This is a genomic window from Burkholderia sp. A2 (assembly GCF_001729305.1).
Taxonomy (GTDB): domain Bacteria; phylum Pseudomonadota; class Gammaproteobacteria; order Burkholderiales; family Burkholderiaceae; genus Burkholderia; species Burkholderia sola.
On record NZ_LZXX01000002.1, the window covers coordinates 238443 to 252290 of the forward strand.

General features: G+C 67.7%; 13 protein-coding genes. 6 read left to right on the forward strand and 7 right to left on the reverse strand.

Annotation, left to right across the window (positions count from 1 at the left end):
• Positions 1–177 precede the first annotated feature (177 nt).
• The 4 genes from A9Z05_RS01050 to A9Z05_RS01065 all read right to left on the reverse strand — a co-directional run bounded on the left by A9Z05_RS01050 (position 178) and on the right by A9Z05_RS01065 (position 4288).
• Positions 178–1506 carry an MFS transporter gene (locus A9Z05_RS01050; protein WP_069616517.1) on the reverse strand — a complete coding sequence of 443 codons (1329 nt, stop codon included), beginning with the start codon at positions 1504–1506 and terminating at the stop codon, positions 178–180.
• Between the two features lie 223 nt (positions 1507–1729).
• Entirely contained in the window at positions 1730–2662 is a 933-nt protein-coding gene (locus tag A9Z05_RS01055) for a 3-keto-5-aminohexanoate cleavage protein (protein WP_006482842.1), read from the reverse strand.
• 35 nt (positions 2663–2697) lie between these two features.
• On the reverse strand, positions 2698–3504 hold the full coding sequence (locus A9Z05_RS01060) for an SDR family oxidoreductase (RefSeq protein ID WP_069616518.1): 807 nt from the start codon (positions 3502–3504) through the stop codon (positions 2698–2700).
• Between the two features lie 73 nt (positions 3505–3577).
• Positions 3578–4288, reverse strand: coding sequence for a GntR family transcriptional regulator (locus A9Z05_RS01065; protein WP_069616519.1), 711 nt, complete (start codon positions 4286–4288; stop codon positions 3578–3580).
• A 291-nt stretch (positions 4289–4579) separates the two neighbouring features.
• On the opposite strand from A9Z05_RS01065, the gene A9Z05_RS01070 reads away from it, so the two are divergent.
• The gene (locus A9Z05_RS01070) at positions 4580–5032 is read left to right on the forward strand and encodes a type VI secretion system amidase immunity protein Tai4 (protein ID WP_069616520.1); all 453 of its coding nucleotides are present in this window, start codon (positions 4580–4582) and stop codon (positions 5030–5032) included.
• A gap of 47 nt (positions 5033–5079) precedes the next feature.
• Here the strand turns inward: A9Z05_RS01070 and A9Z05_RS01075 are convergent, their stop codons facing one another.
• Positions 5080–5871: an IclR family transcriptional regulator gene (locus A9Z05_RS01075; RefSeq protein ID WP_069616521.1), complete on the reverse strand. Its 792-nt coding sequence runs from the start codon at positions 5869–5871 to the stop codon at positions 5080–5082.
• A gap of 159 nt (positions 5872–6030) precedes the next feature.
• Between A9Z05_RS01075 and A9Z05_RS01080 the strand changes: the two genes are divergently transcribed.
• The 5 genes from A9Z05_RS01080 (at position 6031) to A9Z05_RS01100 (ending at position 10421) form a co-directional block, all read left to right on the forward strand.
• The gene (locus A9Z05_RS01080) at positions 6031–6807 is read left to right on the forward strand and encodes an ABC transporter substrate-binding protein (protein WP_069616522.1); all 777 of its coding nucleotides are present in this window, start codon (positions 6031–6033) and stop codon (positions 6805–6807) included.
• Positions 6808–6895: 88 nt separating this feature from the next.
• Complete coding sequence (locus A9Z05_RS01085; protein WP_069616523.1) at positions 6896–7552, forward strand: amino acid ABC transporter permease; 657 nt, start codon at positions 6896–6898, stop codon at positions 7550–7552.
• Positions 7549–8304, forward strand: coding sequence for an amino acid ABC transporter ATP-binding protein (locus A9Z05_RS01090; RefSeq protein WP_069616524.1), 756 nt, complete (start codon positions 7549–7551; stop codon positions 8302–8304). The genes A9Z05_RS01085 and A9Z05_RS01090 overlap by 4 nt, the downstream gene beginning before the upstream one ends.
• Positions 8301–9611 carry an FAD-binding oxidoreductase gene (locus A9Z05_RS01095; protein WP_069616525.1) on the forward strand — a complete coding sequence of 437 codons (1311 nt, stop codon included), beginning with the start codon at positions 8301–8303 and terminating at the stop codon, positions 9609–9611. Before A9Z05_RS01090 ends, A9Z05_RS01095 begins: the two co-directional genes overlap by 4 nt.
• A gap of 78 nt (positions 9612–9689) precedes the next feature.
• A complete protein-coding gene (locus A9Z05_RS01100) occupies positions 9690–10421 on the forward strand; it encodes a class I SAM-dependent methyltransferase (protein WP_069616526.1) in 732 nt (243 codons plus the stop codon).
• A gap of 24 nt (positions 10422–10445) precedes the next feature.
• Here A9Z05_RS01100 and A9Z05_RS01105 read toward each other — a convergent pair whose 3' ends face one another.
• Positions 10446–11867 (reverse strand): cytochrome-c peroxidase, encoded by a 1422-nt coding sequence (locus A9Z05_RS01105; RefSeq protein ID WP_069616599.1) that lies wholly within the window; start codon positions 11865–11867, stop codon positions 10446–10448.
• 95 nt (positions 11868–11962) lie between these two features.
• Complete coding sequence (locus A9Z05_RS01110; RefSeq protein ID WP_069616527.1) at positions 11963–13636, reverse strand: phospholipase C; 1674 nt, start codon at positions 13634–13636, stop codon at positions 11963–11965.
• Between the last annotated feature and the right edge of the window lie 212 nt (positions 13637–13848).

The following is a 13848-nucleotide window of genomic DNA, read 5'->3' on the forward strand; positions in this document are numbered from 1 at the left end:
CGGACTGGCAAAGGAAGCGGAGCTTTCCGCAGCCGCTGCCGGCGACATGATCGACGCAATGTGCGGAGTGGCCAGCCAGTTCTCGGCCATTGCGAAGCGCCGCTATGTTTGGACGGAGCGGAGGCGAGATGCGGACGGGGCGAAACCCGCATCTCGCCAGCCCGAATCTCGCTGTCTTCAGCCGCGCGACCGAACATCGGCGCGCTCGTGCCCGTGACGCAACGCGAGGCTCGCGAATGCCGCGACGACGAGTGCCGCCGCCAGCAGCGTCAGCCCGTTCTTCGCATTGCCGGTCGCCTGTTCGATCGCGCCGACGACGGTCGGCCCGACGAAGCCGCCGAGCAAACCGCAGGTATTCACGAGCCCGAGCCCGCCGGCCAGCGCGCTGCCGGCGAGCCGCGACGCCGGAAACGTGAACACGATCGACTGCACGACGAAAAACATCGACGCGGCCACGCACACACAGAGCAGCCCCGCCAACGGCGACGCATGCGCGGCGCCGACCATCCCGGCCGCCATGACCACCAGCCCCGCACACAGCATCCGCCGCGAATGACGCGATTCGCGCGCGAAGCGCGGCAGCGTCCCGGCCCCGAGCGCGGCGGCGAGCCAGGGCAGCGACGTCAGCAACCCGACCGCGACCGGCGACAGGCGCCCCGACGCGCCGATGATGCCCGGCAGGAAGAAGATCACCGTGTAGATGGTCAGCTGGTGGCAGAAGTACACGAAGATCGCGAGCCAGATCTGCGGATCGCGCAGCGCGGCGCCGAACGCATGGCCGTCGTGCGCGGCGACGCCCGCGTCCTGTTCGGCGGCCAGCTTGCGCTCGAGCGCGCGGCCGGTTTCCGCGGAGAGCCATGGCGCGGCGCTCGGCCGATCCGGCAATCGCGTCCACACGACGAACGCGAGCAGGATCGCCGGAATGCCTTCGACGACGAACAGCCATTGCCAGCCGTGGAAACCGAGCGTGCCGTCGAGCTCGATCAGCGCGCCGGCCAGCGGCCCGCCGACGATATTCGCGATGCACACGCCGAGCAGGAAATAGCCGGTCGCGCGTGCCCGCTCCTCGCGGCCGAACCAGTACGTCAGATACAGCATCACGCCGGGAAACAGGCCGGCTTCGGCCACGCCGAGCAGCAGGCGCATCACGTAGAACGACGTCTCGCCGCGGACGAACGCCATCGCAACCGACAGCGCGCCCCACGTGATCATGATCCGCGTGATCCAGAAGCGCGCGCCGACGCGATGCATGATCAGGTTGCTCGGGATCTCGAAGAGCGCGTAGGTGAGAAAGAACAGCCCCGCGCCGAGTCCGTACGCGGCCGATGAAATGCCGAGATCGACGCCCATCGAATGTTTGGCGAACGCGATGTTGGTGCGGTCGAGAAAACTGATCACATACGCGGCGATCAGCAGCGGCATGAGTTTGCGGAACAGCAGCCGGTTCAGCGACGCATTCGCGTCGGTCGCGGCGGACGACAAGGCCTGAGCGTGATGAGTGGACATGCGGACGACTCCGGTAGGGGCGAACCGGCGCGCACGGCAAGCACGGCGCGCCATGTTCGGCAAATGCCGCTGCGATGCAGGCAGCGGATGGGCAGTCGACGGAGCCGCGCCGGCGGCGCTCGAACGGAGCGGGGCGATCGAGGGCGTCCTGGCGCCGGCCGGCTCGGGCCGGCGCCTTGTCACTGCGCTTGCGGATTCTCGTGTTGGGGGCGCACCCCGGCGATCAGAAGTTCACCGCGTCGCCGCCCTTGAGCGCGAGCATCGCGCGCGCCTCGGCCGGCGTCGCGATCTCGAGCGACAGGCCTTCGAGCACCTGCCGCATTTTCAGGACTTGCGCGGCGCTCGATTCCGCGAGCTTGCCGGGCGCGATCCACAGCGAATCCTCGAGCCCGACGCGCACGTTCGCGCCTTGCGCGGCGCCGATCGTCGCGAGCGGAATCTGGTTGCGCCCGGCGCCGAGGATCGACCACACGTAATCGCTGCCGAACAGGCGGTCGGCCGTGCGGCGCATGTGCATCAGGTCCTCCGGATGCGCGCCGATTCCGCCGAGCAGGCCGAACACGCTTTGCACGAAGAACGGCGGCTTCGCGAGCCCGCGGTCGACGAAGTGCGCGAGGTTGTACAGATGCGAGATGTCGTAGCACTCGAATTCGAACCGCGTGCCGTTCGCGCCGCAGCGCGTGAGGATCGTCTCGATGTCCGCGAACGTGTTCTTGAACACGAGATCGCGGCTTTTCTCGAGATGTTCGCGCTCCCACGGATGCTTCAGCTCGCGGAAGCGCTCGAGCATCGGATACAGCCCGAAGTTCATCGAGCCCATGTTCAGCGACGCGACCTCGGGCTGGAAATGCAGCGCCGGCTGCAGCCGTTCGTCGACCGTCATGTGCGGGCTGCCGCCCGACGTGAGATTGATCACCGCATCGGTCTGCGCCTTGATGCGCGGCAGGAATTCGGCGAACACGGCCGGATCCTGCGTCGGTTTGCCGTCGGACGGATTGCGCGCGTGCAGATGCAGGATCGCCGCGCCGGCCTGCGCGGCCGCGACCGCGGCCGTTTCGATTTCGTGCGGCGTCACGGGCAGGTACGGCGACATCGACGGCGTATGGATCGCGCCGGTCGGCGCACAGGTGATGATGACTTTGCGAGCGTTTGCCACGGATGGATTCCTTTCGATGAACGATGCAGGACGCGTCAGAGCACTTCGACGTTGCCGCAGACGGAGATCGCCTGCCCGGTGATGCCGTGCCCGCCCGGCGAGCACAGGAACAGCGCGGTCGCGGCGATTTCGGCCGGGTCGGTCATGCGCCGCAGCGAGATCTTCTCGAGATAGCGTCGCTCCATTTCGTCGTAGCCGATGCCGAGCTGCTGCGCGCGCGCCTCGATCACGCGGCGCATCCGCGGACCGCGCACGATGCCGGGCTGGATCGCGTTCACGCGGATGCCGAGTGGCCCGAGCTCGATCGCGAGGCTCTTCACGAGGCCGACCACCGCCCATTTGGTGGCCGCATACGGCGTGCGGAACGCATAGCCGAGCCGGCCGGCGACCGACGACAACGCGATGATCGCGCCGCCGTGTTTCGACTCGCGCAGCAGCGGCACCGCGCGGCGCGTGAACTGGAATTGCGCGTTCAGGTTGATCGCGACGGTCTGTTCCCACTGCACGGGGTCGATTTCGTCGATGCCGCCGGTCGGGCCGGCGATACCGGCGTTGTTGACCAGCACGTCGAGGCCGCCGAGCCGCGTCGACACGTCGGCGAACACGCGTTCCACGGCGGCCGGGTCGGATACGTCGGCCAGCGTCGCGCTGATCGCGCCGGCCGCGGCACGCGGCGGCCGGTCGGCGAGCGCCGCGATCGCGGCTTGCGACGCGTCGCACACGTGCACGCGCGCGCCGCATTCGGCGAACGCGTCGGCGATTTCGAGACCGATGCCTGACGCGCCGCCCGTCACGAGGACGCGCAGGCCGTCATAGGGTTTCAGCAGGTCGGAAGCTGTCATGCCGGGTTGTCTCCATCGTTGATGTAGTGGGATGGCGGTCGCGCGCGTGTCGGGCGGCCGCCGCAAGCGGCCGCTACGGCTTCGCGTTCACGGTTCGAGGCGTCCGCTCGGCCCGCAGCGTCTCGGCGAGATCGTGCGCGGCGCCACCGATGTCGAGCGCGATGCCGGCCCGCACGCCCGCGCCGTCGCGCCGTTCGAGCGCATCGACGATCGCGCGGTGCGCGTCCATCGAGCGCCGCATGTGCGGGATGTCGAGCGCGACCATGTTGAGGAACGGGCCGACGCGCATCCACAGGTTCTCGACGATCGCGAGCGTGTTTTCGCTCGCGCCGTGCGCGTAGATCGCGCTGTGGAACGCGAAATTGCTTTGCAGGTAGGCGCGCGAGCGGCCGGCCTCGACGTGTGCCTGCATCGTCTCGCAGGTCTTGCGCACGGCGGCGATCTGCGCGTCGGTCATCCGCTCGCACGCGCGCTCGGCGATGCAGCCTTCGAGCGCGATCCGCACGTCGCGCAGTTCGTCGAGCATGTCGAGCGTCATCGGCGGGACGACGAGCGCGCGATTCGGGCCATCGACGAGCGCGCGTTCGGCGCGCAGCCGCGTGAGCGCGGCACGCACGGGCATCGTCGACGAGCCGACGGCTTCGGCGACGCTGCGCAGGCTCAGCGCCTGGCCGGGCGCGAACCGGCCGCTCATCAGCGCTTCGCGCAGTTGCTGGTAGACCTTGTCTGCCATCGTTTCCTGTTCGATGGCTTTCAGTGCGGGCGGGACGATACGAGGCGGCAAGGGGCGCTCCTGGGTTTGATCTGCGATCTGTGATCACACTGTGGATGTGCGAAGTTTTGTCGATCGGGGCGGCGGAGTCAAGGCGAACGGGATCGGGGAAAACGAGGGGGTGGGTGGACGAAGAGGCTGTCGGCGACAGTCGGCAATACTTTTCCCGTCGGGGTTTGATCCGATCCTCGAGGCCCGGCGTCGGAGGGCGACGGAGGCGAGCATGCGGGGGCGCGACCATGGTTACTTCAACGAACCGGGCGCGCGGTATCGTTCCGGTCGCGCAAACTTTTGGAGCCTGTCATGAGGGGAGTCCGGATCGCGGCCGCGTTGGCGTGCATCGCGTTTCAACCGGCGATGGTCGTGGCGAAGGACGTCGCACAAACCTCTCCCGAGGCCGGCTCACGTACTTATCTGCAGAACTTCAAGGACATGGTGCTCGCGGAGTGCCTGGCTACCGCGTACAAGCCGGCGCCCGGCACGAGCAAGGACATCGGCAGCAGCATCAGCGCGTTGCGCGACTGGACCTACTACGACATGGAACGTGCGCCGGACGTCATTCACGCGCTGGTCGCGAAGTATCTGGCTCGTGACTATCGGAATCCGGTTGTCGAATCGGAAGTCGCGGATGTGAAGTTCGACTTCCTGAAGTGCATCGACCTGTATCACGGCAAGGAACTGGACGCTGCGGCGAAGCAATTCGTATCGCGCCCGAACCGTACCTACCGGACCGAGCATTCGCCGAAGCCGCAGTAGCGATCGAACGCCGTTGCGCGGGCGCGCCGCATGCCACTTCGTCGACGCTATTCAAGCGTCCGGATCGAATTGCTGATCCCGCGCGCACAGTCGATCACCGCCGGCGCGAGCTTGCGGCGCGCGTCGTCGAACGTCCAGCGGCTCGTCGGCGCGACCACGTGCACGGCCGCGACCGGCTGCCCCTGGCTGCCGAGCACGGGCGCCGCGATCGACATGTCGCCGATGAACAGTTCTTCCTGGTTGGTCGCGTAGCCTTCGCGCCGCGCGCCCTCGAGCAGCGCGACGAGATCGTCGAGCGCCGTGACCGTGCGCGGCGTATGCGGCGTGCGCGCCATGCCGTCGAGCCGCACACGCGCTTCTTCCGGCGGCAACGCGCTCAGGAACGCGCGGCCGGAGCCGGTGCAGTACATCGGGATACGGCTGCCGATCGGCATGTGGATCGGCACGAACTTCGTCGACACGAAACGCGCGACATACACCATTTCATCCTCGTCCGGCTCGGTGAGGTTGGTGGTTTCGCCGGTCAGGTTCGTGAGTTCGGACAGGAACGGATTCGCGACGTCGATCAACGTATCGGCCGCGAGATAGTTGAAGCCGATCCGCATCACGTGCGGCGTGAGTTGGTAACGCCGCGTGACCGGATGCTTGCGGATGTAGCCGAGCTTCTCGAGCGTATAGACCATCCGCTGCGCGGAGCTTTTCGTCATCCCCGCCGCGTCGGCCACTTCCGCCAGCGTCATCGTGCGCCGTTTCGCGCTGAACGCGCGCAGCACGTTCAGCCCTTTTTCCAGCGACTGGTTGAACAGCAGATCGTTTGCTTGGTCGGGTGACGTTTCCATGGCGAAGGGCGGAATCGATTCGATATCGCATCATATCGTATCGAATATCGATACGCAAAAATCTATTTGCGATGTTTTTGATTCGTTTTAAGATCAAGTCATCGTCGCAGTGTCGATCAGCGACCGGCCGGCGCCCGGATTATTCGAGAAGGAGTCACCATGGTTCCGTTCATCAAGCGGTTCGGCGCACTGGCCGCCGGTTTCGCCACCTGTATCGCACTCTCCACGGCGTCGCCGAGCGCCGGGGCGGCCGAGCCCACGCTGAAGGTCGGCGCGACGGCCACCGGCGTGCCGTTCACGTTCCTCGACGTCAAGAGCAATTCGATCCAGGGGATGATGGTCGATGCGATCACCGCGGCCGGGAAGTCGGCCGGGTTTCGCGTCGACGTGCAGCAGACCGTGTTCTCGGCGCTGATCCCGTCGCTCACCACGCAGAAGATCGACATCATCTCGGCCGCGATGCTGAAGACGCCGGCGCGCCAGCAGGTCGTCGATTTCTCCGACACCGTCTACTCGTTCGGCGAAGGCCTGATCGTGAAGGCCGACGACCCCGGCCGCTATACGTCGATGGACGATTTCAAGGACCAGGTGGTCGGCGCGCAGGTCGGCACGGCGTTCGTCGATGCGCTCAACAAGAAGGGCATCTTCAAGGAAGTCCGGACCTACGATTCGATCGCCGACATCATGCGCGACGTCGCGCTCGGGCGCATCAAGGCCGGCTTCGCCGACCAGCCGATCGTCGCGTACCAGATCGAGCACGGCGTCAATCGCCAGGTGCGGCTCGTGCCGGAATACCAGAGCGTCGTGAAGGGGCAGGTGTGCTTCATCGTGCGCAAGGGTGACACCGCGACGCTCGAACAGCTCAACGGCGCGATCCGCAAGATGAAGAGCGACGGCACGCTGCAGCAGATCCTGCAGAAGTGGCACATGAGCTGAGCGTCGGCATTCGATTCCCGACCGGCATCGCCCGCGCGTCGCGGGCATCCCCAGCGGCGGGCCGTCTGGCCGTCGCACAGGAGGCCTCATGTTTTTTCAGAACGCGATCGATTTCCTGCCGATCCTGCTGACGGGCGCGGTGGTCACGATCGAGATCACCGCATGCGCGTTCGTGCTCAGTTCGGTGCTCGGGCTGATCCTCGCGCTGCTGAAGGTGTCGCGCAATCGTGCCGTCTCGACGGCCGGCAGCACGATCGTCAACGTGATCCGCGGGCTGCCGATCATCGTGCAGCTGTTCTACATGTACTTCGTGCTGCCCGATCTCGGTGTGCAACTGTCGGCGTTCCAGGCCGGCGTGCTCGGGCTCGGCATCGCATATTCGGCGTATCAGGCCGAGAATTTCCGCGCGGGCATCGAGGCGATCGACCGCGGCCAGATCGAAGCCGCGCACGCGATCGGCATGCGCGGCCCGATGATCATGCGGCGCGTGGTGCTGCCGCAGGCGTTCCGCATCGCGCTGCCGCCGTACGGCAATACGCTCGTGATGCTGCTGAAGGATTCATCAGTCGCGTCGACGATCACGGTCGCGGAAATCACGCGCGCCGGCCAGCTGATCGCGTCGTCGACGTTCCAGAACATGAGCGTCTACACGCTCGTCGCGCTGCTGTATCTCGCGCTCGGCCTGCCGCTGATGTTCGGCGTGAACCGGCTCGGCAAGCGGCTCGCACTGAGGAGAGGCGCATGATCCGGATCGATTCGATACACAAGCGGTTTCAGCAGCACGCGGTGCTGAAAGGCGTGAGCCTCGACGTGCAGCCGGGTGAAGTCGTGTGCCTGATCGGGCCGTCCGGGTCCGGCAAGTCGACCGTGCTGCGCTGTATCAACGGTTTCGAGACCTACGACGAAGGGTCGATCACGATCGACGGCGTGAAGGTCGATGCGCATTCGAAGCGGATTCACGAACTGCGGATGCGAGTCGGCATGGTATTCCAGCGTTTCAACCTGTTCGCGCACCGCACGGCGCTCGAGAACGTGATGGAAGGGCCGGTGCACGTCCGGCGCATGCCGGCCGCGCAGGCGCGCGAACAGGCCCGCGCGCTCCTCGACAAGGTCGGGCTTTCGCACCGGATGAATGCGTATCCGTCGGAGCTGTCGGGCGGGCAGCAGCAGCGCGTCGCGATCGCCCGCGCGCTCGCGATGACGCCGCAGGCGATCCTGTTCGACGAGCCGACGTCGGCGCTCGACCCCGAGCTCGTCGGCGAAGTGCTCGGCGTGATGCGCGGGCTCGCTCGCGACGGGATGACCATGGTGGTCGTCACGCACGAAATGGCATTCGCGCGCGAAGTGGCCGACCGCGTGTGCTTCCTGCACGACGGCACCATCTGCGAAAGCGGGCCGGCGCGCGACGTGCTCACGCAGCCGGCCCATCCCCGCACGCAGGAATTCCTGCGTCGCCTGCTGGCGTCGGACGGCGCCGACCACCCGGATCGAACATGAGCGCAACGAACGCGGCACCCGGATGGCCCGACTCGCCGTGGCCGGATTCGCTGTGGGCGGCGACCGCCGCGCCGGCGCCCGATACACCGGCGCTCGACGCGTCCGTGTCGTGCGACGTGGCGATCGTCGGCGCCGGCTTCACGGGCCTGTCGACCGCACTTCATCTGGCCGAACGCGGCGTGAACGTTCGCGTGATCGACGGCGCGCAGCCGGGCTGGGGCGCATCGGGCCGTAACGGCGGGCAGGTGATTCCCGGGCTGAAATACGACCCCGACGAACTGGTGCGCCGGTTCGGCGACGAGACGGGCGAGCAGCTTGCCGGCATTGTCGGCGGCGCGACCGATACCGTGTTCGACCTGATCGCACGGCACGGAATCGACTGCGATGCGCGTCGGCACGGCTGGATCCAGCCGGCGCCGACCGCCGCGATGCTCGACACGGTCGCGCGCCGCGCGCAGCAATGGGCCGCGCGCGGCGCGCCGGTCGACGTGCTGAGCCGTGACGACGTCGCGCGGCGGCTCGGCACGCCGGCGTATGCGGGCGGCTGGATCGATCGCCGGGCGGGCAGCGTTCAGCCGCTCAGCTATACGCGCGGCCTCGTGCGCGCCGTGCAGGCGAGCGGGGCGGTCGTGCACGGCTCGACCCGCGCCGTCGGGTTGACACGTGCCGACGGCCGCTGGCGGATCGCGACGTCCGGCGGCGCGACGCTGTCGGCCGAGCGCGTGGTGATCGCCACCAACGGCTACACGGACGGACTATGGCCCGGCTTGCGCCAGTCGGTGATCGCCGCGAACAGCTTCATCGTCGCGACGCAGCCGCTCGCGCCGGCGCTTGGCCGCGACATCCTCGCCGGTGGCGAGGTCGCATCGGATGCGCGGCGTCTGCTGCTGTACTTCCGCCGTGACGCGGCCGGGCGTCTGTTGATGGGCGGCCGCGGCCCGTTTGCCGACCCGCGCGCGCCGAGCGACTGGCGACATCTCGAACGCGCGACGACGCTGTTGTATCCGCAACTGAAAGGCGTCCGGTTCGAATACCGTTGGGCGGGGCGCGTCGCGATCACCGCGGATTTCCTGCCGCACGTGCACGAGCCGGCGCCGGGCGTGACGATCGCGCTCGGCTACAACGGCCGCGGCATCGCGATGGCGACGACGCTCGGCAAGCATCTGGCCGCGCATCTGGCGGGCGATGCGCAACTGCCGCTGCCGTTCCGGGTCACGCCGATCCGGCCGATCCCGTTGCACGGGCTGCAGCGCTTCTATATCGCGGCCGGCGTCGCCTGGTATCGCTTGCTCGACAGCCTGTCCTGATGCAGGCGCGACGGTAGTCGCCATTCGTCGTCCGATCGGGCAGAATCGGCCTGCCCTGTTTCGACCGACGGATGCCGCATGACCGAACCGAACGAATCACCCGGCCGCCGCGCGTACGCGAGCTTCGCGCAACGCTATGCGGACCTCGCGCCGACGAAGGCGCACAACGCGCTTTACGAACGTCCGGCAACGATGGCGCTGCTCGGCGACGTCGACGGCCTGACGGTGCTCGACGCCGGCTGCGGGCCCGGCATCTGCAGCGCGCATCTCGCCGCGCACGGCGCGACCGTGCATGCGTTCGACGTGACGCCGGAAATGGTTGCGCTCGCGCGAACGCGGTGCGCGGGACTGGCGGTCGACGTCACGGAAGGCGATCTCGAGGCGCCGCTCGCGTGGCTGCCCGACGCATCGGTCGACAAGGTGCTGTGCTCGCTCGCGCTCGACTACGTGCGCGATCTTGCGCCGACGCTGCGCGAATTCCGCCGCGTCGCGCGTCCGGGGGCAACGCTCGTGTTCTCGATGGCGCATCCGATGCGCGACTGGATGGACGAACGCACGCGCGGCGACGGCACGTACTTCGATACTTCGCGTTTCGGTTTCCACTGGTCGGGGTTCGGCGAACCGAGGCCCTACGTCGAAGCGTGGCGGCGGCCGCTCGCCGACATCGTGAACGCGGTCGCCGACGGCGGCTGGCGGCTCGACCGCTTCGTCGAACCGACGCCGCTGCCGGAGATGAAGGTCGTATCCGAACGGCTCCATGCGGAGTTGACGCTGGCGCCCGCCTTCCTGTGCATTCGCGCGTGCTGCTGATGCGGCACGGCGCCCGGCCGGCGCTCAGTGCTGCGCCGGGGCGTCCGTCAGCGTGCCGAGAAACGCTTCGATATCCTTGATGTCCTGCGCCGTCATCGCGGGTTTGTCGCCCGGCTTGCGATCGAACGGCGCGTCGGTCACGTCGACGTTCGCGCGATATTTCGGCGGGATGTCGTCGTATTCGTCGACCTTGCCGTCCGCGCCGCGCGAATAGAACTTCCGCGGCGAAATGCTGCGCTCGTTGTAGAACGCCATCACCTGATCGAGCGTGTGGAACACGCCGTTGTGGAAGAACACGTGGCGCGTCGCCGAATTGCGCAGCGTCGGCGTCAGAAACATCCCGCAATACTGCGTCTGGTCCTTCAGGTCGTCGCGGAACGGCCCGCACACGCCGAGATCGTAGAACGCCGGGTCGCGGTTCTGCACGAGCGCCCGGTTGCGCGGCGCGCCGAGCGCCTCGTACTGGTAATCGGTAAACATCGGCGGCAGCCCGTCCTTGCCGGGTTTCGACAGGTGGCAGCCCGCGCAATTCGCCTTGTCCGGATCGTTGAACAGGCGCAGCCCGCGCAACTCCGCCTGCGTGAGGCGCGCACGGCCTTCGAGCCAGCGGTCGTACTTGCTGTCGTACGGATGGAACGACGGATCTTCGACCTGATAGCGCGCGATCGCGAACATCGCCTCCGATACCGCGAGCTGCGGGGTGGAGAACACGCGCGGCCCGAACAACTGCTCGAACTGCGCGCGATGCGACGACTGCGCGAGCTTGCGGGCGACATCGTCGACGCTCGCATTCGCCATCTCGACCGGATTCAACAGCGGGCCGAACGCCTGCTGCTGCAATGTATCGGCGCGGCCGTCCCAGAACATGCCGCCCTGCGGCACGAGCTGCGGCGCGGCCGACGTGCCGGCCACCTTCTGCGCCTTGACGACGCCGGCCGCCGCCGTGGCCTGCTGCGCGACGCTCGGCGCGGCGTCGTTTTCGCCGGCATCGGGGCCGATGCTGAAATTCGGCTGGCGGTACAGGTACATCAGCGACGGCGGCGGACGATAGCCCTGCTGCGTCATCGCGAGGCCGCCCGGCTGCACGTCCAGCGCATTCGGCGGGCCGTACGCGTGATCGGGGCTGTGGCACGACGCGCACGACTGCTTGCCCGACGCCGATAGCGACGGATCGTTGAACAACGCGCGCCCGAGCTGCGCGACCGCCGACAGCGGCTGCGCGGCGGGCCGCTGCAGCACGACCGGATGCGGGTTCGCGCCGGTCCAGTCGGCGACCACGGTGCTGATCGCCGCCGGCACCCGAGCGGGAAACGCGATCGCGAATGCGCCATAGCCGAGCACGGCCGCGCCGAGCGCGACCGCCGCGCGGCGCAGCAGGCGGGAAGGGGCGCGCGGCACGGGCGTGCCGGCGGCATCGGGAGACGGAAACGCAGGGCGAGCTGTCATGCTGTCGATCGAAAATCGGGCGTCGCACGAGGCGACGCGTTGAAATGGAAACGGCCGGCGCATGATGCGCCGGCCATGCGGTCAGGCAGTGCCGGTCAGATCGCCGGGGCCGCGCTCAATGCGGTGCCGAGCGTCGGGTCGAGATACAGCGGCGTCGTGTTCGGCTTCGACGTGAAGTCGAACAGGTTGCGCAGGTCGCCGGCCGTCGCATCGAACGAACCGCCGCCGATACGCTGGCCGCCGAGCCAGTTGTCCTCGATGAAGCGCACGACGGACGCCTGGTCGAGCATCGTGTGATCGACGTAGTTCTGCTTCGCATACGGCGAGATCACGACGAGCGGAATGCGCACGCCCGGGCCGCAGCGGCCGTTCACGGTCGCGCCGTTCACGCCGGTGGTGCCGCCCGTGCCGCACTTGCCGGCGCCGTTGAGCTGGTCGACCGGGTCCGACGACGCGTGCGTCGGCGGCGTGTACACGTGGTCGTACCATCCGTCCGAGTCGTCATAGGTGACGATCACGGCCGTGTTCTGCCAGTCCGGCTGCTGCTGCAGGAAGTTGACGACCTTCGTCACGAACGCCTGCTCGTCGAGCGGATCCGAATAACCCGCGTGCCCGTCCTGCGCGGCCGGCGCCTTCAGGTAGCTGACCGACGGGAAGTTGCCGGCCTTCACGGCGGCGAAGAAGTCGTCCGTGTCGTACTGGTGGTTCGCGGGTTCGGCCGTCTTGCCGTCGGTCTCGACGCTCGAGCCGATCGCCGCGATCGAGCTCGGGCGCGTGTGCTGCGGGTTCGCGGTCGACGCGTAGTACTGGAACCAGTTGTGGTGCGGGATGTAGTCGGCCGTCGCGGCGTTCACGGCGGTCGCGACCGTGCTGCGCGCGCAGCCCGTCGTGCCGTTGCCGTTCGTCGTCGACAGGTTGAAGCCGCCCATGAAGCCGCCCCATGTGATCTTCGCGGCGTTCAGCAGGTCGCCGATATTCTTGCCCGTCATCATCGCCTGGTCCGTCGTGCTCGAACACACGTCGAAGCCCGGGTCGACGTCGTTGATCATCGTGAGGCCGCCCTGGCCGTCATTGATGTAGTACGAGGTCGCGGCGAGCGTCGACGGCTGCTTCGACGTCTTGACGATCTGCATGCCGTTGGTCTGCCCCGCGACGATGTTCAGCGCGCCCGGCGTCGACGGCCCGTAGACCGTCGTGAACGTGTTGTCGCTCATCGCGAAGCGCTGTGCATAGTTCCACAGCGCGGTCACCGTGTTGCCGTCGAAGTAGCCCATCACCTGGCCCTTCGTGCCGAATGCGCCGGCGCCGCCGGACGAGCCCTTGCCCGTGTATTTCGGGAACAGGTCCGCCAGGCCGTTGTCCTCGGCCTGCTGTTCGGCCGTGTACGCGTGGTTCTGGTCGGCGGTCGCGGCCTGCGTGCGGTCGAGACGGAACGGGTTCGCCGCGTCGGTGCCGTTGGCCGTATTCGTGAAGTTCGGGTTCGCGGTGAGCAGCGTGCCGGTCAGGCCGTTCGGCGTCGGCGTGCCGGACTTCGCGGTGAACGCCGGTTCGCCCGACGGGTTCGTCGCGTTCGGGTAGGTGCCGAAGTAGTGGTCGAACGAGATGTTTTCGCCGTAGATCACGACGACGTGCTTGATCGGCGTGGCGGTCTGCAGCGCATCCTGCGACGACACGGCGGGCGTCGGCGTGGAATCGTCGCTGCCGCCGCAGGCGAACAGCGCAAGCGCTGCGGCTGCGCAGGCGGTGACGAGCAAGGCTTGACGGAACATCGGGAAACTCCAGGTAAGGTCTTCGATGGTGGAGAACGGCCCCGTCGCCGTGTCGGTTCGGCGCGAAGCTCGTGAGGGAGCACGCGCATTGGAACAGCCGCGTATGAAGATATGGGGACGGAGTGTTTTCGCGACGGTTGCGCTGCGGTATCGGTTTCATTACGGCGCAGCGCGAGGCGAAAGAGAACGGAAAGGGGCGGACCGCCAGCAAC

Excerpts from the sequence above, each read along its gene's own strand:
- A9Z05_RS01050 (WP_069616517.1), bottom strand. The coding sequence starts at position 1,506 with ATGTCCACTCATCACGCTCAGGCCTTGTCGTCCGCCGCGACCGACGCG.
- A9Z05_RS01060 (WP_069616518.1), bottom strand. The coding sequence starts at position 3,504 with ATGACAGCTTCCGACCTGCTGAAACCCTATGACGGCCTGCGCGTCCTC.
- A9Z05_RS01070 (WP_069616520.1), top strand. The coding sequence starts at position 4,580 with ATGAGGGGAGTCCGGATCGCGGCCGCGTTGGCGTGCATCGCGTTTCAA.
- A9Z05_RS01075 (WP_069616521.1), bottom strand. The coding sequence starts at position 5,871 with ATGGAAACGTCACCCGACCAAGCAAACGATCTGCTGTTCAACCAGTCG.
- A9Z05_RS01080 (WP_069616522.1), top strand. The coding sequence starts at position 6,031 with ATGGTTCCGTTCATCAAGCGGTTCGGCGCACTGGCCGCCGGTTTCGCC.
- A9Z05_RS01085 (WP_069616523.1), top strand. The coding sequence starts at position 6,896 with ATGTTTTTTCAGAACGCGATCGATTTCCTGCCGATCCTGCTGACGGGC.
- A9Z05_RS01090 (WP_069616524.1), top strand. The coding sequence starts at position 7,549 with ATGATCCGGATCGATTCGATACACAAGCGGTTTCAGCAGCACGCGGTG.
- A9Z05_RS01095 (WP_069616525.1), top strand. The coding sequence starts at position 8,301 with ATGAGCGCAACGAACGCGGCACCCGGATGGCCCGACTCGCCGTGGCCG.
- A9Z05_RS01100 (WP_069616526.1), top strand. The coding sequence starts at position 9,690 with ATGACCGAACCGAACGAATCACCCGGCCGCCGCGCGTACGCGAGCTTC.
- A9Z05_RS01105 (WP_069616599.1), bottom strand. The coding sequence starts at position 11,867 with ATGACAGCTCGCCCTGCGTTTCCGTCTCCCGATGCCGCCGGCACGCCC.
- A9Z05_RS01110 (WP_069616527.1), bottom strand. The coding sequence starts at position 13,636 with ATGTTCCGTCAAGCCTTGCTCGTCACCGCCTGCGCAGCCGCAGCGCTT.